At 72.6% G+C, this 19,785-nt stretch carries 15 protein-coding genes and 1 pseudogene; 12 read left to right on the top strand and 4 right to left on the bottom strand.

The window, feature by feature from the left end; all coding sequences use genetic code 11:
• Positions 1 to 28: 28 nt before the first annotated feature.
• From OOK31_RS05240 to OOK31_RS05225, 4 genes are all read left to right on the top strand, one after another.
• Positions 29 to 1,372, top strand: a complete 1,344-nt coding sequence (locus tag OOK31_RS05240; RefSeq protein WP_267011133.1) for a sugar ABC transporter substrate-binding protein — start codon at positions 29 to 31, stop codon at positions 1,370 to 1,372.
• 201 nt (positions 1,373 to 1,573) lie between these two features.
• Complete coding sequence (locus OOK31_RS05235) at positions 1,574 to 2,443, top strand: carbohydrate ABC transporter permease (protein ID WP_257553322.1); 870 nt, start codon at positions 1,574 to 1,576, stop codon at positions 2,441 to 2,443.
• Positions 2,444 to 2,446: 3 nt separating this feature from the next.
• Complete coding sequence (locus OOK31_RS05230; protein WP_266613692.1) at positions 2,447 to 3,289, top strand: carbohydrate ABC transporter permease; 843 nt, start codon at positions 2,447 to 2,449, stop codon at positions 3,287 to 3,289.
• 83 nt (positions 3,290 to 3,372) lie between these two features.
• Positions 3,373 to 4,368, top strand: coding sequence for a carbohydrate kinase (locus OOK31_RS05225; protein WP_267011132.1), 996 nt, complete (start codon positions 3,373 to 3,375; stop codon positions 4,366 to 4,368).
• A gap of 199 nt (positions 4,369 to 4,567) precedes the next feature.
• On the opposite strand, the pseudogene OOK31_RS05220 reads toward OOK31_RS05225, so the two are convergent.
• A pseudogene (locus OOK31_RS05220) lies at positions 4,568 to 5,250 on the bottom strand (IS5 family transposase); the annotation flags it as partial.
• Between the two features lie 605 nt (positions 5,251 to 5,855).
• Here OOK31_RS05220 and OOK31_RS05215 point away from each other — a divergent pair.
• From OOK31_RS05215 to OOK31_RS05190, 6 genes are all read left to right on the top strand, one after another.
• A complete protein-coding gene (locus tag OOK31_RS05215) occupies positions 5,856 to 7,295 on the top strand; it encodes a DUF6056 family protein (protein WP_267011131.1) in 1,440 nt (479 codons plus the stop codon).
• Positions 7,296 to 7,727: 432 nt separating this feature from the next.
• Entirely contained in the window at positions 7,728 to 8,084 is a 357-nt protein-coding gene (locus OOK31_RS05210) for a hypothetical protein (protein WP_267011130.1), read from the top strand.
• Positions 8,085 to 8,300: 216 nt separating this feature from the next.
• Entirely contained in the window at positions 8,301 to 9,122 is an 822-nt protein-coding gene (locus OOK31_RS05205; protein ID WP_267011129.1) for a lipase family protein, read from the top strand.
• 98 nt (positions 9,123 to 9,220) lie between these two features.
• Positions 9,221 to 9,832, top strand: coding sequence for a DUF5753 domain-containing protein (locus OOK31_RS05200; protein WP_267011128.1), 612 nt, complete (start codon positions 9,221 to 9,223; stop codon positions 9,830 to 9,832).
• 158 nt (positions 9,833 to 9,990) lie between these two features.
• The gene (locus OOK31_RS05195; protein WP_267011127.1) at positions 9,991 to 11,319 is read left to right on the top strand and encodes a cytochrome P450; all 1,329 of its coding nucleotides are present in this window, start codon (positions 9,991 to 9,993) and stop codon (positions 11,317 to 11,319) included.
• Between the two features lie 102 nt (positions 11,320 to 11,421).
• Positions 11,422 to 13,257 (top strand): ABC transporter ATP-binding protein, encoded by a 1,836-nt coding sequence (locus tag OOK31_RS05190; RefSeq protein ID WP_267011126.1) that lies wholly within the window; start codon positions 11,422 to 11,424, stop codon positions 13,255 to 13,257.
• A 63-nt stretch (positions 13,258 to 13,320) separates the two neighbouring features.
• On the opposite strand, the gene OOK31_RS05185 is transcribed toward OOK31_RS05190, so the two are convergent.
• Complete coding sequence (locus OOK31_RS05185; protein WP_267011125.1) at positions 13,321 to 13,734, bottom strand: hypothetical protein; 414 nt, start codon at positions 13,732 to 13,734, stop codon at positions 13,321 to 13,323.
• Positions 13,735 to 13,845: 111 nt separating this feature from the next.
• On the opposite strand from OOK31_RS05185, the gene OOK31_RS05180 reads away from it, so the two are divergent.
• A complete protein-coding gene (locus OOK31_RS05180; protein ID WP_267011124.1) occupies positions 13,846 to 15,930 on the top strand; it encodes a hypothetical protein in 2,085 nt (694 codons plus the stop codon).
• Here OOK31_RS05180 and OOK31_RS05175 read toward each other — a convergent pair.
• Positions 15,918 to 17,429 carry a translation initiation factor 2 gene (locus tag OOK31_RS05175; protein WP_267011123.1) on the bottom strand — a complete coding sequence of 504 codons (1,512 nt, stop codon included), beginning with the start codon at positions 17,427 to 17,429 and terminating at the stop codon, positions 15,918 to 15,920. The two genes, OOK31_RS05180 and OOK31_RS05175, sit on opposite strands and share 13 nt — an antisense overlap.
• A 405-nt stretch (positions 17,430 to 17,834) precedes the next feature.
• Between OOK31_RS05175 and OOK31_RS05170 the strand changes: the two genes are divergently transcribed.
• Positions 17,835 to 19,037, top strand: coding sequence for a molybdopterin molybdotransferase MoeA (locus OOK31_RS05170; protein ID WP_267011122.1), 1,203 nt, complete (start codon positions 17,835 to 17,837; stop codon positions 19,035 to 19,037).
• On the opposite strand, the gene OOK31_RS05165 is transcribed toward OOK31_RS05170, so the two are convergent.
• Entirely contained in the window at positions 19,038 to 19,742 is a 705-nt protein-coding gene (locus OOK31_RS05165) for a M24 family metallopeptidase (RefSeq protein ID WP_267011121.1), read from the bottom strand. It abuts the gene before it with no gap.
• Positions 19,743 to 19,785 lie beyond the last annotated feature (43 nt).

The raw sequence follows: 19,785 nt of genomic DNA, 5'->3' as shown, positions 1-19,785 counted from the left end.
CCCGCGCCACAGCACGGAGGCACAAACCATGAGCTCGACCAACAGAAAGTACCGCCGTACCGTCCGTACGGGCCTGGCCCTCGCTCTCCCCGTGGTGGCGCTGGCCGCCTGCGGCTCGGGCGGCGGCACCGATGCCTCCGCCGAGGCCGGAAGCGGCAAGGGCACCATCAGCGTCTGGGCCCACCAGGGCCAGAAGAACGAGGCCAGTGCGCTGCAGAACGCGGTGAAGTCCTTCAACTCCTCGCAGGGCGACATCAAGGTCGACTTGAAGCTGATCCCCGAGGCCGACTACACCAAGACCATCACGGCCACCGACGCCTCCAAGCTGCCGGACGTGATGGAGTTCGACGGCCCGACCATGGCGAACTTCGTCTACAACAAGAAGCTCGCCCCCATCGACACGCACGTCTCCACCAAGACCATGGACAACGCCACCGACGCGAGCAAGGCGCAGGGCGAGGTCGGCGGCAAGCACTACGGCCTGGGCATGTTCGACTCCGGCCTGGGGATCTACGGCAACAAGAAGCTGCTCGACGCGGCCGGGGTGAAGTACCCGACCAGCCTGTCCAATGACTGGACGGCGACGGAGTTCACCGCCGCGCTGGGGGCGCTGAAGGCCATGGACACCGACGGCAAGACCCTCGACCTCCAGGAGACCGGCGGCTACGCCAACGAGTGGGGCACCTACGGTTTCGCCCCGGTCGTCTGGTCCGCGGGAGGTTCCCTCCTCAAGGACGGCAAGGCGGAAGGCGCCCTCGACACCCCGGCCGTGATCTCGGCCATGAAGACCTTCCAGTCCTGGAAGACGTATGTCGACCCCAACACCGACGGCAACGCCTTCGCCAAGGGCCGCGTCGCCCTGAGCTGGGCCGGCCACTGGATGTACCCCGCCTACAGCGAGGCCCTCGGCGACGACCTCGTCGTACTGCCGCTGCCCGACTTCGGCAACGGCCCCAAGACCGGCCAGGGCTCCTGGGCCTGGGGCATCGGCGCCGACAGCAAGAACGCCAAGGCCGCCGGCACGTTCCTGGACACCCTCCTGAACGACGCCAACATCACCGCCATGACGACGGCCAACGGGGCGGTGCCCGCCACCAAGACCGCGCTCGACAAGAGCGAGCTCTACAAGCAGGGCGGCCCGCTCCAGCTCTACGCCGACCAGCTCGCCAAGCCCTGCGGCGACAAGGACATCACCAAGTCCTGCGTCGCCGTCACCCGCCCGGTGACCGCCGGCTACCCCCTGGTCACCTCGAAGTTCAGCGAGGCCCTGAACTCCATCTACGGTGGCGCCGACCCCGAGAGCGCTCTGCAAAAGGCCGCCCGCGCCATCGACCAGGACTTCTCCGACAACGCCGGCTACAAGATCCCGTAGGACTCCATCGGCCCGGGCGGCCGCGGCTGCCGCGCCCACCCCGCCAGGAACAGGACCCTCCCCGTGACATCCGTGGAACCCGCGCACGCCGCGCCGCCCGGCCCGGAGCAGGCCTCATCCGTGACATCCGTGACATCCGCGCGATCGACGCGATCAGCGCGGCCGGGCCGCAAGAACCGTGACTGGCTGCACGGACTACTCATGTCCGCCCCGGCCGTCGTCGGACTGATCGTCTTCGTCGGTGTGCCGTTCGGCTACGCCGTGGTGCTCTCCTTCTACAACGTCCGCCTCGGCTCCCCGCTGGAGCCCAGCTTCTTCGGCTTGGAGCAATACCGGAGGCTGTTCACCGACCCCGACCTGTCCGGCCCGTTCCTGCGGGCCCTGCTCAACAACCTGACCTTCGCCGTGTTCGTCGTACCCGTGCAGACGGCCCTGGCGCTGGCCCTGGCGATCCTGCTCAACCGCAAGCTCAAGGCCATCGGATTGTTCCGGTCGCTCTTCTTCATGCCGGTCGTCTTCCCCATGGCGCTGGTCGCCGTGATCTGGCGACTCATACTGGCCCGCAGTGACCAGGGCATGCTCAACTCCGCGCTGGACGCGGTGAGTTTCGGCAACTGGGGCGCCTTCGACTGGCTCGGCGACTCCGCCACCGCCATGGCCTCGATCGTCGTGCTGTCCATCTGGCAGGGCGTCGGCTTCCAGATGGTCATCCTGCTCGCCGGCCTCCAGCAGATCCCGGGTGAGCTCTACGAGGCCGCCGAACTCGACCGCGCCAGTCGTTGGCAGCAGTTCCGCCACGTCACCCTGCCCGGCATCCACTCCACCCTCGTCTTCGTTGCGATGCTCACCTCGGTGCTCTCCTTCCGGGTCTTCGACCAGGTGTACGTCCTCGTCCGCGGGGGCGGTCTGGATGAGGACGCCACCCGCACCGTGATGTACCAGGCCGTCACCACCGCCTTCGACCAGAACAACATCGGCCAGGCGTCCGCGATCACCGTCGTCTTCTTCCTGATCGTCGTCGTCCTGACCCTCATCCAGCGCCGCGTCGTCCGGCCCGGAAACGAGGACTGACTCATGGGCACGACCCCTACGCCCCTGCGCCGCTTCATGGACTACGCCGTACTCAGCGTGCTGGCCTCCGTCTTCGTGCTACCGGTGATCTACCTGTTCCTGGGCAGCCTCAAGCCGTCCGACGAGATCCTGAACGGTCTCTCCGGCTTCCTCCCGACCGACCTGTCCTTCGACAACTACTCCGCCGTCCTGAGCAGCCTCAACTCCGACAGCACCGGCTATTTCTGGCGCTTCATGGGCATCTCGCTGCTGCTGGCGTTCGTGGTCGTGACGGGCGGCCTGTTCGTCAACTCGATGGCCGCGTACGGGCTGTCACGGCTGAAGTGGCGCGGACGCGAAGCCGTCTTCACGCTCATTCTGCTGCTGATGTTGGTCCCGTTCGAGTCGGTGGCCGTCCCGCTCTTCTACATGTTCAACGACCAGCGCAACACCCTCTACATCCTGGCGCTCCCGTTCATCGCCAACGCCTTCTCGGTCTATCAGTTCCACACGTTCTTCCGCTCGATCCCACCGAGCATCGAGGAAGCTGCCCGGATCGACGGCGCGGGCCCCTGGCGCACCTTCTTCGCGATCATCGTCCCGATGAGCAAGCCGGCCTTCGCCTCAGTGGCGATCCTGACCTTCCTTATCCAGTGGGGCTCGTTCCTGTGGCCGGTGCTGATGGTCTCCGACCCGTCGGTCCGCCCGCTGCCGCTGGAGATGAGCGTCTTCCAGGGCCAGCAGCCCCCGGACTGGGGCCAGATCCTCGCCTTCGGCGTCCTGCTGGTCCTACCGGTGCTGATCGTCTTCGCGTTCTTCCAGCGGTGGTTCGTCCAAGGCGTGGCCAGCTCTGCGGTCAAGGGCTGAGTCCGGCGCGTGTCCATCCGCAAGGTCAAGGACGAACGCTACGACCGAGCCCCCCGCACTGCGCTTTTACAGAGAGACAGCCCATGAACATCCCCACCAGCAGCGTCACCGTCCTCGGCGAGTGCGTCGCCGACGCCTTCACCGACCCCGCCCTGTCCAGCCCCGCCGATCTCGCCCTGCGCGTCCTGCCCGGTGGCGGCCCCGCCAACACCGCCGTTGCCCTCGCCCGACTCGGCACCCCCACTCGCTTCCTCGCCCGGATCTCCAACGACGTCTTCGGCACCCTCTTCCGCAACCGCCTCAGCGCCTCCGGCGTCGACCTGAGCGGCAGCGTGGCCGCCCCCGAGCCCAGCACCCTGGCCATCGCCGACCTCGACGAGACCCGCCAGGCCACCTACTCCTTCTTCGCCGACGGCGCCGCCGACTGGCAGTGGACCGCCGACGAACTGTCCGACACCGTGCCGGGCGAAACCGTCGCCGTGCACACCGGCTCCCTGGCGCTGATACGCCGCCCCGGAGGCAGCCACATCGAGGACTACCTCGCCAAGGCGCGCGAGCACGCCACCGTGTCCATCGACCCCAACGTCCGCCCACTCCTAGTACCGCCCGCCGCCTACCACCAGCGGCTCCACCACTGGTGCGCCGTGGCCGACATCCTCCGCCTCAGCGAAGACGACCTCAGCTTGCTCCTCCCCGGGGCCAGCCCCGAACAGGCCTGCGATACCTGGCACGCGGCCGGCGCGCGCCTCGTCGTCATCACCCTCGGCGGACGCGGCGCCCTCGCCTCCCTCGACGGCGCACGCGTCACCGTCCCGGCCCCGACCGTCGACGTCATCGACACCGTCGGCGCCGGAGACGCCTTCACTGCCGGCCTGCTGCACCGCCTCACCGCACTCGGACACCTTGGCGGCCGACTCGACGCCCTGACCCTCGAAGGCACCACCGACGCCTGCTCCTTCGCCGCCCGCGTCGCCGCCCTCACCTGCTCCGTCCCCGGCGCAGACCCACCCTGGGCAGAACGTTTGGCGTCCCGGCCCGCCCAGAACCCGGGCGCACGAGGGCACATCCGCAGCACATGAGCCTGGGAAACGGCGCCAACCCGTGAGAAGCAGGGACCAACCTCCACTTCCGCTTCTCAGGACCGGCCCTCGGATACGCCTCGGCCGGCGGGTCTGTAAAGCTAACGGTGGTTCTGGAGTTGTCAGGGGGTTCAGCGGCGGGCGGCTGGGAGTCGGCCGTCGAAGGTGATGTCGAAGGCGTTCAGAGCGGCTTTCCATTCTGCTCAACCCTCCACCGCTTCGGCTGCGGAACGAACCCTGTCTCCTGTGGGTTGCGTTCGACGATCTCGACATCGATGCCCATGCCGGATCCATGCGCGACGACCTGGTTCTTGAAGCCCTGGTCGACCAGGGCCTTGCGGACGGTGCCGCCAGCGTGCTCGGCAACCCGGTCCAGCAGGGCGATGCCCACGGCGTTGTCGTGAGCGTTCGCGGCCAGCACGATGACGGCGATGACCAGCCCGAGCACGTCCACGGCCAGTCCCCGCTTGCGGCCCGGCACCCGCTTCGCCGGATCCCGGCCGGTCGTGGTGGCGGGGACCCCGGCAGCCGCACGGACACTCTGCGTGTCCAGAACCACCAGGGTCGGGTCCTCTAATCGACTGGCCCGCTCCCGGACCTGGCAGCGCAGGAGTTCGTGGATGACCTGGTCGGTCCCGTCGACCCGCCAGGCGGCGAAGTAGTAGTACGTCGCACTCTTCGGCGGCAGATCGTGCGGCAGGTAGGCCCACTGGCAGCCGGTCCGGCCCTGGTAGGGGATCGAGTTCACGATCTCCCGCATCGCGTACGAGCCCTGGTGCCACTCACCGAGCGATGCCGGTCCTTCCACGCTGTGATCACCGGCTCGACCAGAGCCCACTGCTCGTCCGATAAGTCGCTCGGGTACGACTTGCGTTCACTCACCCCGCCACCCCAGCAGACCACCGGCTGCGGACCAGCGGATTCGGCCCGCACCACCCCATCAGGCGACGACAAAAGCACACAAAGACTCACGAACCAGCCCAGGGCGTGCGCGGCCCGCCCAATCCGTCCGAACCTCCCGAGTGGCGCATTGGGGTGACGACCGGTTGGGGACCAGTTGGGGACCAGTGCCGCTGCACGCAGGTGCACGGCACGCGCATTGGCACACGTTCCTCGCCCTCAAATGGCGCCACATGTCCTGATTGTGGGCCTGGCGCAGTCATCTGGGGGTCAAGGGGTCGCAGGTTCAAATCCTGTCGTCCCGACTCGAAAGAGTCGTAGATCGAGGGGCCGTTCTGGAGCGATCCAGAACGGCCCCTCGATCGTTTTCGGGGCCATGGTCATACGCGCGACCACAGTGCGTCGCCGGACCGTTCCCCTGGTCAGCCGCGACTCGTTCGCAACCTGTGACGACCTCTGACGAGCAGGACGACCGTACCGAACGGAGCGCCATACGGGACCTGCCTGACCGGGCGGTACTACCGGTGCAGGCAAGGAAGCCGGTCGGGGGGCCGGCCCGCCGAACCCGCGCCGCCGGCGCCGGGCTGTTGCGCGGAACGAGTGGGGTTCTGACGGCTGCGGCCGGCGGGCTGCTGGGCGTCGTCGGCTTCCTGGGGACCTTCCTGCGGCCCACCTCCGATGACTGGTGCATGGCGTGGAAGACCCGGGACATGGGTGTCCTGGGCGTGACGTCCGACTTCTACCTGACACAGAACGGGCGGATCACCAACGCCTTCCTCGGCGGGGTCGTCTACTCCCACGGCATGCTCGGCCCGCAGGTGCTCTCCACGGTCCTGATCACCGCCCTCGGGCTCGGCCTGTACCTGCTGGCCCGTGAAACGCTCGGCGCGCTGGACATGCGGGCACCTACGGCAGTCCTCGCGCCCGCGGTGCTGGTGGCGGAGGCGCTGCTGTTCCTCGGCGGTACCCGGACCTACCAGATGCTGTGGGCCCCGGCCGCCATCTCGCACATCCTGCCCAGCGTCCTCGGTATCTGGGCCCTGCTCGCCGCCATCCGCGCGGGCCGGAGCCCGGGGAGACGGCCACGGCGGGCGGCGCTCGTGGGCGCCATGGTGACAGGCTTCGCGATCGGCACACTGAGCGAGCCGTTCCTCGCCGTCAGTGGCCTGACCGCAGCCACCGCCGCGCTCCTGACCCTGCCCCAGCTGCCGTTGGCGCTACGGCTCGCGCGAACCTGGTACCCGTTCACCTGGTCCGCCCTGTACTGCGCGGGCCTGACCGTGGGCCTGGCCGTGCTCTACACCTCGCCCGGCGCCGCGTGGCGCCGCGCACAGCGCCCGCCGCGAGAATTCAGCGCACGGCGCCTGGCACGCGACGGGGTCCACATCTGGGACACCGTCCTCAGCCAGTGGGCCTACCTGGGCGCCGCCGCCACGGGCGTACTCCTCGGCCTCGCCCTCACCCTCATCCCCGGTCGACCGCAGCCATCCGTCACCCGCCGGGGCGGTCCCCCGCCGCCGGCGGCACGGCTCCTGCTGATCCTTCCGATCCCCGTCCTCATCCTGTCGTCCCTCGCCGTCGCTCACGGCCTGCGTCTGGGATACGGCGGCAACGGCTGGACCTACGCCCGCACCTGGACCAGCTTCCTCATCCCCTACCTGGCCACCCTCACCCTGTACGGGGCACTCCTCGGCCACTGGGCCGGACAACGCGCCCACACGCCCGACAAGCCACACCTCCCGCGGGCAGCAGCCCTGCTGGCGGGCACGTTCACCCTCGCCGCCCTGGCCGCCCTGATCCCCGCCGCCCAGCAACTGACCTCTCAGACAGTCACCCGGGCACAGCGCTGGGACGCCCAAGACACCCGTATCCGCGACGAGATCACCGAAGGAGCCGGCAGCGTGACCTACGAGGCGATGCCCATCGGATCCCTCGCCGAGCCCTACTTCTCCCGCCACGAAGGAAAAGACTGGGTCGCGCCGTGCACCGCCAAGTACTACCGAGTCCAGCAGATCCACAAGCCCTGATCTGGAGGACGGTGCGATCGGCGCCGACGACAAAGGCGCCTGCTTCGACCTGGGTCCCATGCACTGCGACAACGCCGAGTTCGTCACCGACCTAGACTCCCCCTACTCGGTCCACCCGATGACCGACGCCGTCATCCTGACCGCGAGCGGCGAGACCGTCGACCGCACCACCCTTCCGCCGCAGACACTGACCGGCCTCGACGCCCTCGTCCGGGCACACCGGGTCCAGTACGGCGGGCAGAACACCAGCGCCGGCTACCGTCCGGACGACGACCTGCTCGTCGTAGGCGGCGGCGCGGGGGGTGCCTTCGAGGTCGAACAGGCCCACTACGTCACCCGTCGGGTCACCTGGGGCGCCCGCCCGGCGAGACTCGGTGCCGACTACCCCAGGGGCCCGGAAGGCGCCCTGGACCCGAAGGGGCTGCGCGCCGAATGGGATTCGGCCGCCCCGCCACCTTCAGCCGCATCGTCCACACCATCGGCCAGGAGGCCGACTACCCCGGCGGCGCAGCCGCACTGCTGGGCTCCGGCACCCGGCTGGTCGCCGTACTCGGACCGGACGGCACGGAGGTCAACGGCCTCAGCGACGCGCCGGGCACACTGCGGGTCCTGGGCGCGGCCAGTGTCACTCGCGGCGTTCTGCGGCTCACCGGTGCGGACCAGCCCGTACTGACCGACAAGATCAAGGCGCAGGCGGACGCGTTGCCGCCGGACGCCCGCACCATCGACCCCAGCATCCGCTACCACGCCGGGCGGATCGCCGAGTCGAACCGGACCCTGCGGCGGTGAGGGAGGTGAGCAGCCCCGGTCCGTCCGGGTGACGAGGGATCGTTCCTGCGCATCGGCCGGAGATCGGGAGCCGGGTACCGCACCGGCTCCCGGCTAGCGTCTGCTTGCCCGGCCGACCGGGGCCGGCCCTTCGGCCCGCGACCGGGCCGGGCGACATCGGTCCGCGGGCTGCTCCGCGGACGGTCCCAACCACTCGCCATGGCCGGGAGAGAAGTCGTGTCCGTACCGTCGACGATCGACCACACCGCCAAGAAGCACAGCCCCCAGCTCGCGTACTGGATGGTCCGGGCCGCCGACCTCGCCTACAAGGACGAGGCCACCATCGATGCCGAAGCCCGCGAATGGGGTTTCGGCCGGGTGCGTCACCACCACACCCGGTTCACCCCGCCGTTCCCGCTGGAGGACACCCAGGCGTACACGATCGCCAGCGACAAGATGATCATCACGGGATTCCGGGGCACCGAGCCCGCGCAGATCCGGGACTGGCTCTCGGACGCCACCACACCCCCGTGGCCGGGACCGGGCAGGACCGGCTACATCCACTACGGCTTCGGCCGGGCCCTCGACTCGGTCTTCCCCACCGTCAGGGACGCGCTCGCCGACTTCCGGGACAACGACCAGAGCGTGTGGTTCACCGGCCACAGCCTCGGCGGCGCACTCGCGATGCTCGCCGGCTGCCGCATGTACCTGGAGGAGCCGCGCCTGCAGGCCGACGGCATCTACACCTACGGCCAGCCCCGCACCTGCGACCGGCTCCTGGCCGCCTCCTGCAACAAGGGCTTCAAGGACCGCCTGCACCGCTACGTCAACAACAACGACATCGTCCCGCAACTGCCGCCCGAGCCCGCCTACACCCACGTCGACACCCTGCACTACATCGACGCCGGCGGCCGCATCCGCTCCTCCATGCCGCTGACGAGCGCACTGGCCGACCGGGTCAAGGGCGCCACCGCGGACCTCCTTGCCCCCGCCGGCGACGCCCTGCGTGACCACCCCGTCAAGAACTACCTCGCGGCCATGGAGAAGAACCTCGTGTGAAGGAGTCCGGCGCCACGGCGGCCCCCGCGCCGCCGGAACCCGGTGCGGATGTTGCCGAACCGTCCGCCCCGGGGGCGCGGTGCTGGCACGATCGCGGCATGACGATTCCTCGGCCCGATGCCGCGCCGGACTGGGACGGCCTGCTCCGTACGGGAACGGGCCCCGTGCAGCAGGGCTTCCTGGACCTTGTCAGGACCACGCGCGCGTACGTCGGTTACAGCCCGGAGCTGGTCTCGGGCGTGTTGCAGACGCCGGCGTACGCCGCCGCCGTCCTGCGGCTCGTCGTCGACTTCTACGGGATTCCCGACGACATCGAAGCAGGAGTGGCCGCCCGTACGGCTCGCGCGCGGTACATCGGGCAGGAAGGCCGGACCTTCCACATCCTGCTGGGCGAACAGGCCCTGCACACCCGCCTCGGCGGGCCCGAAGTGATGCGGGACCAGCTCCGGCGGCTGCTGGACGCGACGGACCTGCCGGGGCTCTCCCTCGGGATCGTCCCGGCCCGCGCGCGCCTCCTGGTGCACCCGGGAGGCGGATTCTCGATCTTCGACGACAGCAGGGTCGAGGTCGAGGGCTACCGCGGCGGCGAGACCATCACCGATCACGAGCGGCTTGCTCTGTTCCGCAAGGCGTTCGGGCTCCTCCAGCCCTCAGCCGTGTACGGACAGGCCGCCCGGGACCTCATCGACGCGGTGCTCGCGACGACCTGAGACCGCCGCAACGTGTGGCGGTAGCCCGTGAATTGATCCGCGCCGGTGTGCCGCGCGGGGGGCGGGCGGGGTGTCGCGGGGCGCGGTGGGGCGCCTACAGTGCGTGATGTCCGTGTCGGGTTCGTGACGACGTAGCGCCGCCGAACAGGAGCAGATCCGTGGCCACCCCTGCCAGCCCCGGCTTCCTCGCGAGTCAGTCCCCGGCGGGCCGCCGGGTGCCCGAGCTGGACCCCGCGGTCGTCGGGGAGTGGAAGGACGGGGGCGGGGAGCTCGTCGAGCTGTTCGCGCGGGCGCGGGAACAGCTCGGGGGCGTCGCCGCGTTCCGGCTCGGGCCGGGCCCGAGTGTGCTGGTCACCGCCCCCGAGGCCGTGCAGCACGTGCTCGCGCACCACCCCGACCGGTACGTCAAGCGCAGCCACCGTGCGCGGCTGCTCCTCGGTGACGGCGTCCTGTGCGCGACGGGTGAGGCCTGGCAGCGGCAACGCAGGCTGCTCCAGTCGCAGTTCACCGGCCGCGGCATGCGGCGCTACGAACAGCGGATCGACGGGGCCGCCAGGGCCGCCGCCGCGCGCTGGGCGGCGTACGCCCGTACCGGGCAGGTCTTCGACGTCGGCGACGAGATGCGCCGCTTCGCCCTCGACACCATCTGGCGGTCCCTGACCGGGCACCCCCTCGACCCCGGCACGGAACGCGAACTGGCCGCCGTGCCCGCCGTCGTGGCCGCCCTGCCCAGCCTGCCCGCCGAGGGCGCGGCCGCCCGCGGGGCCGTCGCCGACGACCTGGCCAGGATCGACGCCGTCGCGAGCCGGGCCATCGCCGCCGCCCGCGACGGCGCACCCGGCCCCGACGGCCCGGGCCTGCTGCACGTCCTGCTGGAGGCGGCCGGAACGCGCCCCGAGTACACCGACGGGCTGATCCGCGACGAGCTCGTCACCCTGCTCGTCGCCGGACACGAGACCACCGCCTCCACCCTGACCTGGCTCTACCTCCTGCTGGACCGCAACCCCGAGGCGCGCGAGCAGGCCCTCGCGGCGGGCGCCGAGGGTTCGCCCGAGCGCCGCCGGGCCGTCCAGGCCCTCGTCCACGAGACCCTGCGCTTCTACCCCTCCGCCTGGATACTGCCGCGCTCCGCCGCGCAGGACGACGTCCTCGCCGGGTACGCGATCGAAGCCGGCACCGACCTGCTGGTCTGCCCCTACCTCACGCACCGGGACCCCGGCCTCTGGGAGGACCCCGAACGGTTCGACCCGGGACGGTTCACCACCCCCGGCCGGCGCCCCGCCCACCCCGGGAGCTACCTCCCCTTCGGCATGGGCCCCCGGGCCTGCCTGGGCCTGCAGTTCGCGCTCCGCGAGACGACCGTCCTCCTCGAACACCTGCTGCCCGCCCACACCCCGCGCTTCCGCTCCGTCCCCGACAAGGCCGCCTACAGCATCACCGTCCGCCCCGACGGCCCGACCCCGGCAACCCTCGACGACAGGACCTAGGCCGGTCCCGGGCCGGCGCCTCCGGAAAACGCTTGGACGGTGCGGGGCGCGTCGCGGGACACTGCGGATCCTGTCCAATGGGTCCGACAAAGCAGGGTTGCGATGGATACGCCAGATTCGCGCAAGAGTTCGCCGGGCAGGGGTTCGGTACTGCTCGCACTTCGTTACTACGGAAGGGAGTTGGGCCGGCTCCGGTGGCTGACCGTGCCCGCGATGCTGCTCCCGGCACTGGGCAACATCGGCATCGACTACATCGCCCCCCTGGTCGTCGCGAAGCTCGTCGGCCGCATCGCACGGGACACGGGCAGCGGCGCAGGTGTGGAGATGGGGGAGATGCTGCCCTACGTCGTCGCCTTCGCCGCGGTGCTGCTGTGCGGCGAGGCCCTGTGGCGCGTCGGCCTGCACTGCCTGAACCGTGTCGACGCCCTCGGCATCGAGCACCTCTACGTCGCCGGCATGGACGAACTCTTCGCCAAGGACGCCGCGTTCTTCCACGACAACTTCGCCGGATCCCTCACCAAACGGGTCCTGAGCTTCGCCTCCCGCTTCGAGGAGTTCGTCGACACCCTCACCTTCTCCGTCGTCGGCAAGTTCGTGCCGCTGCTCTTCGGATCGGTGGTCCTGTGGCAGTACGAACCGCTGCTCGTCGTCGGACTCCTCGCCATGATCGCGCTGGCGGCCCTGCTCGTACGCCCCCTGATCCGGCGCCGGCAGCGCCTCGTCGACCAGCGGGAGGAAGCCATCGCCAAGGTGTCGGGCCACGTCGCCGACAGCCTGATGAACATGGACACCGTCCGGGCGTTCGCCGCCGAGGGCCGCGAGGCCGCCGAACACCGCTCGCGGGTCGCCGAGTCACGGCGGCTCACCCTCCGGTCCTGGGACTACGGCAACCTGCGCATCGACACGATCGTCGCCCCGATGTCCGTACTGACCAACGCGCTGGGCCTGCTCGTCGCCATCGCCCTCGCCGGGTCGGGGCACGGGGTCGAAGCGGTCGTCGTCGCCTTCACCTACTACTCCCACGCCACGCGGATCATGTTCGAGTTCAACCAGATCTACCGCCGCCTGGAGAGCTCGATGACGGAGGCCGCGCAGTTCACCGAACTGCTGATGACGCCGCCCACCGTGCTCGACCCGCCGTGCCCGGAACCGCTGCTCTCCGAGAACGCCGACGTCCGCTTCGAGCGGGTGACCTTCACCCACGGAGGCGCCCGACCGCTCTTCGAAGGCCTCGACCTCGCCGTGTCCGGCGGGGCGAGGATCGGCCTCGTCGGCCGGTCCGGCGGCGGCAAGACCACCCTCACCCGGCTGCTCCTGCGGATGACCGACATCGACGCCGGCCGGATCCTCATCGGCGGCCAGGACATCAGCCGGCTGCGCCAGGCCGACCTGCGCAGCCTGATCGCCTACGTCCCCCAGGACCCGGCGATGTTCCACCGCACCCTGCGCGACAACATCGCCTTCGCCCGGCCCGACGCCACCGACGCCGAGATCCGCCGCGCGGCCGAGGCCGCGCACGTCACGGAATTCGCCGACGCCCTCCCGGACGGCTTCGACACCATGGTCGGCGAACGCGGGATCAAGCTGTCCGGCGGACAGCGCCAGCGGGTCGCCCTCGCCCGGGCCATCCTGCGCGACGCCCCGATCCTGCTCCTCGACGAGGCGACCAGCGCCCTGGACTCCGAGAGCGAGATCCTCGTCCAGGACGCGCTGTGGCGGCTCATGGAGGGCCGGACGGCGCTCGTGGTGGCCCACCGGCTGAGCACGGTCGCGGGCATGGACCGGCTCGTCGTCCTCGACCGCGGACGGATCGTCGAACAGGGCACGCACCAGGAGCTGCTCGCCGGCGACGGGGCGTACGCGAAGCTCTGGCAGCACCAGTCGGGCGGGTTCCTCGACGACACCCCGACGGCGGGCGCCGACCGTACGCGGCAGTGACGACGGCATGACGAACGGCTCCCGCCCCCCAAGGATCCGAGGGGGGCGGCGGCCGGAGGCGGGTCAGTCGGAGGCCGGGCGGGAGCCGTGCACGTTGAAGGTGAGGCTGCCGAAGTCCCGGCCCTGGATGACCTGACCGGCCTGGCCGCTGACCTGGTTGTGCGTGTCGCCCGACGCGTCGACCGTCCGCGCCCGCGCCCACCAGTCCTCCAGGAGCCCCCGGAACTCCCCGTCCAGGGCCGCCCGTACACCCAGCGCGGTGGCCAGCGCCTGGGCGCGGGCCGGATCGGAGGGGGCGCCCTCCAGGGAGACGAGCTCCAGCTCGCCCGGGCCCGCAGCGTCCGGCGCCTCCTCGGCCCCGCCGCGCCGGAAGGGGCGCCGGACGAGGGTGACCAGGCCCTGCCACGCCTGGCGTCCGGCCTCGCCGCCGAGACCTCCCGCCAGTGCTGCGAGGGCTGCCGCCGTGATCGGGTCCATGGAAACGCTCCTTGAATCGTCCGCTGCGGACACCATAGGAGCGGGGAGGGCGTGGCCGGAACCCCATGCTGTCGCAGCGTCAGGGTGCGGGTGTGGCCGTAGGGTTGGGGAATGGCCGAGGAGACACGCAACAGTCTGGACGGGCGGGCCGACGTGGTCGTCCAGGCCGGACGCATCGGGGAGCTGCACCAGCACCTGCACGGAGCGGCGGCCCCGCCGACGCCCTTCCAGCTGCCGCCCGCGCTCCGGCACTTCGAGAACCGGCACGCCGAGCTGGCACGCATCGCCCGGGCGGCCGAGCAACACCCGGCCCAACGCGGGCCGCTGACCGTCGCGTTGACCGGGATCGGCGGCATCGGCAAGACCGCCCTCGGCTTCCACACGGCCCGCCGGCTGAGCGAGCGCTACCCCGACGGAGTGCTGTACGTCGACCTCGACGACCTCCGCCGCGACGGCGTCGTGGAGGTGGCCGACGCCCTCGGGGAGCTCCTGAGCGGCCTCGGCGTGGCCCCCGACTGGCTGGAGCGGACCTTCGCGGGCCGTTCGAAGCAGTACTGGACCAGGACCCGGGGCAAGCGGCTGATCGTCGTCATCGACAACGCCCGCTACGGCACCGAGGCCGCGCCCCTGCTCCCCGCCTCCGACGGGAGCCTGGCCATCGTCACGAGCCAGGGACCGCTGCACGACCTCGACGGAGTGGCCGCCGTCGAGGTGCCCGTGGCCCCGCTGACCGTGGACGACGCCGTACGCCTCCTCGCGCACATCGTGGACGACCCGAGGCTCACCGAGGACCCCGACGCGCTCCTCCGGCTCGCCCACGGCTGCGGCGGACTGCCCGCCGCCCTCCAGGTGGCCGGACAGTGGGTGCGCAAGTACCGCCGCCGCAGCCTGTCCCGGCTGGTCGCCGGGCTCAGCGCCGAGCTGCACGAGAGGGGCATCCCCATGGTCGAGGCCGTGTGGGACGCGGCGTACGCGGGCCTCGGACCCGAGGCTGCCCGGCTCTACCGGCTCCTGTCGCAGCACCCCGCACCCGCCGTCACCGCGCCGCCCGCCGCGGCGCTCCTCGGCGGCGGGCTCGAACAGGCCGAGGACGCCCTGGAGGAACTGGAGGCGGCCGGGCTGCTGGAACTGCGGCCCGAGGGCTACCGGACGCACGACCTGCTGCGCGGCCACGCCGAGCGCCGCGCCCGCCAGGTCGACCCCGGGGGCGCCGACCGCGTACGGGCGGCCCATGCGCTGATCCGCTGGTACCGGCGGCAGGCCGCGCTGGCGGACCTGCTGGCGGCCGGGCCGCGCATGACCTTCGCCGCCGCGCCGCCGGCGGCCGAGGGCGTACCGGACGCCGGCTTCACCACCAAGGCGGAGGCCCTGCGCTGGCTGGAGGCGCACCGCCTCGCCCTCTACGGCTGCGTCCGGCTGGCCTTCGAGACGGAGCGGTACGAGGACGCCTGGGCGCTGTGCGAACCGCTGTGGACCCACTTCCTCGACCACCCGCACTACGCCGACGCGACGGACGCCTTCCGCACCGGCGTCGCCGCCGCCGACCGCACGGAACACCTGCCGGCCATGGTCCGCATGCGCTGCCAGCTGGCCAGGCCGCTGTGGGAACAGGGCCGCCACGAGGAGGCCGCACAGCACCTGCGGCAGGCGCTCGGCGCGGCCGGGACTTTGGGGGAGTCCGCGCCGGAACGCCGTCTGAAGGCGTCGGCGGTGGAGTTCCGGGGCCTGCTGCGGTCCGCCGCGCGCGACTGGGCCGGCGCCACCGCCGACTTCGAGGAGTCCCGGCGCGTCCACGCGGAGATCGGCAACGCGTACGGCGTACTGCTCCAGACGTACCTGCTGGGCCGCACCGCGCTCAGCCAGGACGAACCCGGGCGGGCCGTCGTCCTGCTGGGCGAGGCGCACGCCATGGCGCGGGAGCAGGACCGGGAGCGGATGACGGCGCGGACCGGCTTCGAACTCGGCCGGGCACTGCGGCGCGCCGGGCGCGCGCAGGAGGCCGACGCACCGGTGCGCGCGGCCCTGGACAGCGCCCGCGCCCGGGGCGCCGCCACCGACGAGGTACGCGTACGGGAGGAACTGGCCGCCCTCTGCGAGGAGCTGGGCCGGCCCGCCGAGGCCGAGGAGCACCGGACGGCCGCGCGGGAGCTGGCCGTACGGTCGGGCGCGGCGGGCGACAGCGGTCAGAGCTCGTAGTCGAGGTCCGCCCCGTCGGCCGGGCCCACCTCGACGCGGACCGTGAGCGGGCCCGCCTCGCAGACGAGGGACACCGGCGGTACGCCCCGGGAGGTGCCGCCCAGCCAGGCGTGGACCGCCGAGACCACGGCGGCCGCGTCGGCCCGCACGACGCGCCCGGCGGACCGGTACGGCTCGACGCGGACGCTGAGGGTCCCCGCCGAGCGGTGCCGCAGGAGGCACCGCTCCGGGGTGATGAGCACGGCGGCGGTCCCGCACTGCGGAGCCTCCTCCAGCACCTGCGCGGTCCAGCCGGCGGCGGTCCAGGTGCTGGAGTGGGCGGAGTGCGGGGCCGGGCCGGGGCCGGGGCGGCGCCACAGCACCGACGCGGACTGCAGGAGCCGGCCGTCGGCCCCGGGGTGCTCGGCCGCGAGGTGATGGACCGGCTCGGAGGTGGTCGGGGGCAGCCGGGTGACACCGACGCGGTGCCCGCGCACCTCGGCCCGTACCGCGAAGGCCACGGGCGCCGGTGGCGGCGCGGCGGGCCCGGGGAGCGGACGCGGGGCCGCGGGGACCGCGCGCGGCCGCAGCCCCAGCAGCTCGTACAGCGCCCCGCGCAGGCGCGGCAGGGCCTGCCCCGGCAGGGCGAAGGCCGCCTCCGCGCAGGCCCGGGTGTCGAGGGCCTCGGCCGCTTCGAGCAGCTCCGGCAGCTCGGCGGGCGTACGGAGCCGGGGCGCGAGACCGAGGAGGCGGGCCATGGGACTGCCGGGGAGCAGCTCGCTCCCGCCGTCGTAGGCACCGACGACGGGGCGGCCCAGGGCGGCCGCGTAGAGGGCGGTCGAGCCGTGGTCGGTGACGGTCCCGTCGGCCGCGACGAGCAGCGCGGCCCACTCCTCGTACGGTCCGGCCAGCACCAGGCCCGCGCGCAGGGCGGGAGCGAGCTGCCGGGAGAGGTCGAAGGCGCCGATCCGGCTGTGCTCGTTGGGGTGGAGGACCAGGGCGAGCTGGTAGGCGTCGTGGGGGAGCCGGCCGATGAGCTCGCCCGGCAGTTCCGGCCGCCGGGCGAGCAGCGACTCCGGCCCCCAGGTGGAACTGAGCACGACCAGCCGGCGCGCGCCGGTGCCCAGGGCGCGGCGGTAGTCCTCGCGGTGGGCGAGGGAGGCGAGCATCCGGTCCAGGGTCGGATCGCCCACCACCGTGGCCCGGGCGGCGGCCGGGGGACAGTGTTCGGCGAGCCGGGACAGCTGGTCCTCGTGCGCCAGCGCGTGCAGGGAGGCCCAGGGCCGGCCGCCGGCGAGCAGGTAGTGGGGGTCGAGGCCGGACGGCAGGCGCGGCGAACCCTCCCCGCCGACCGCCTTGTTGAAGCCCGCGCCGTGCGGCAGCAGCACCCGGGGGCCGGACAGGGCCCGCGGCTCGCCCTTCGGGCTGGCGGTCAGGACCAGGTCGTGCCGGGCGGCGCGGGCTTCGTCCCAGGGGACGGTGCGGGCGCCGGACCGCTCCAGGGCGGCGAGGGCGTCCACATCGAACGCGGATCCCGGGACGAGGGTGAACCGTACGGAGATCCGCTCGTCACCCTCGAAGACGGGCAGGACGTCGAGGAGCCGGTGCAGCGCCCCGGCCGACCGGACGGCGACGAGGACGACCCGCTGCCCGCTGCCCGCTGCCCGCTGCCCGCTGCCCGCTGCCCGCTGCCCGCTGCGACAAAACGGTCCAGTCTAGCGGAAATCCGGCGGGCAGGCGCATCGCTCCGGTCGGCGGGGCGGGGATCGGCGAGGCCCTCCGGAGGCATGGTGCCGATCGTACCGGCGGGGCCCCCGTCGGCGGAGGGCCGCTCACAGCCGTAGGCGGCCGGGCGTGAGCGAGCCGGTGCACAACGGCAACCCGCCCGGCAGGAGCCGGAAAAGCCGCCGCGGCACAGTGCCGCCATGCCGACTTCGACGACCGCCCCCGCCCGCGCCTCCACCTCGTCCGCCACGGCGGTGTCCTGGGAGCGCGCCCGGGAGCTGGCGTACGGCGCTGCGGTGGCGGGGCCGGTGCGGGTGGTGCCGCTGGGCCGGGCCGGCGGGTTGACGCTGGCCGGGGAGCTGCGCAGCCCGCACCCCCTCCCGGCCTTCGACACCGCCGCCATGGACGGGTACGCGGTCGCCGGCCCGGGGCCCTGGCGGGTACGGGGAGAGGTCCGGGCGGGAGCCGCCTGGCAGGGGCGGCTCGGCGGCGGGGAGGCCGTCGGGATCTCCACCGGGGCCCCGGTCCCGGCGGGCGCGGACGCCGTCCTGCCCCTGGAACTGGCCTCCGCCGCGGGCGGCCTGGTGTCCGGCCCCGTGCTCCCGCCGGGCCGGCACGTCCGCCGGGCGGGCGAGGACGCCCCGGCCGGTGCCCCGCTCGCCCCGGCCGGGACCCGGGTCGGGCCGGCGCTGCTCGGGCTCGCCGCGTCCTGCGGGCACGACACCCTCGCGGTGCACACCCGGCCCCGGGTACGGGTACTGGTCACCGGGGACGAGCTGGACCGCACCGGTCGGCCGGGGCCCGGGCGGGTACGGGACGCCCTCGGCCCGCTGCTGCCGGGGCTGGTGACCGAGCTCGGCGGTGAGGCCGCCGGGGTGCGGTACGTCCCGGACCGGCCGGCGGGGCTGCTGGCGCGGGAGGTCCTCGGGGTGGCGGACGCCGAGGTGGTCGTCGTCACCGGGTCCACGTCCGTCGGGGCCACCGACCAGCTGCGCGGACTCCTCGGCGGGGCCGGGGCGCGGTGGGCCGTCGACACGGTGGCCTGCCGCCCCGGACATCCGATGCTGCTGGCCCGGCTCGGCGCCGCCCGGCGCTGGGTGGTGGGGCTGCCCGGGAACCCGTACGCGGCCCTTGTCGCCGCCCACACCCTGCTCGGCCCGCTGCTCGCCGGCCTGTCCGGGCGCCGCCCCGCCCCGCTGCCGGCCGTACCGGTGCGCGGGCGGCTGGGCCCCGCCCCGGGGATCACCCGGCTGGTGCCCGTGGCCTGGGAGGGGCCGGAGGCCCGGATCCTCGCCGGGCACGGCGCGGCCTTCCTGCGCGGGGCCGCCGCAGGGGGCGCGCTGGCCGCGCTCCCGGACACCTGGACGGACGGCGCTCCGGCCCGTCTCGTCCTCCTCGGCTGACTAGGACAGGTCCAGCAGCTGTTCGTGGAAGCCGCCGAAGCCGTGCTGGTCGTCGACGAGGTGGATCTCCAGGATCCAGTGGCAGCGCCACCCGGCGCGGTCCGTGCGGCGGACCGGGTGGTCGTTGTCCGGGGTGATGTACGACTCGGCCCGGGCGCCGTCGACGCTCTCGTGCGGGAACTCCCCGACCAGGTGGCCCGCGTGCCAGCCGCCCAGCCTCCAGCCGGCCTCGGCGGCGAGGGCCTCGACCCCGGCGTGCAGCTGCCGGCCCGTGATCCGCGGGTCCGCCCGGAAGATCTCCCGGCCCGCCGCGAAGATCCTCGGCAGGTCGTCGCGGAGGCGGTGCTTGACCGGGTCGTCGCCGAGGACGAAGGTACGGCCGAAATCCGCCTCGTACTCCTCGAAGACCGGGCCGAAGTCGGCGAAGGCGATGTCGTCCTCGCCGATGATCCGGTCCGGCGGGTTCTCCTTGTACGGGAAGACCGTGTTCGGGCCGGAGCGCACGATGCGCTTGTGCCAGTGCTTTGTGGTGCCGAACATCTCGTTCGCCAGGTCCCGGATCCGGTCGCTGACCTCCCGCTCGCCGGCCCCCGGGGCCACCAGGCCCCGCGCCTCGACCTCCGCGAACAGGGCCGCGGCCTTGCGCTGGGCCTCCACCAGTCCCAGGGCGCGCAGCTGCTCGTCCATGCGGTCGGGTCCGTCCATGTCGCTCGTCCTCTTTTTCCTCGGATGGAGGCGTGGAGTCGCG

It is taken from the genome of Streptomyces sp. NBC_00249 (assembly GCF_026342355.1).
In the GTDB taxonomy this organism is placed as follows: Bacteria; Actinomycetota; Actinomycetes; order Streptomycetales; family Streptomycetaceae; genus Streptomyces.
The sequence above is the reverse complement of the archived record's forward strand: the minus strand, read 5'-3'. Positions and strand labels throughout refer to the sequence as shown.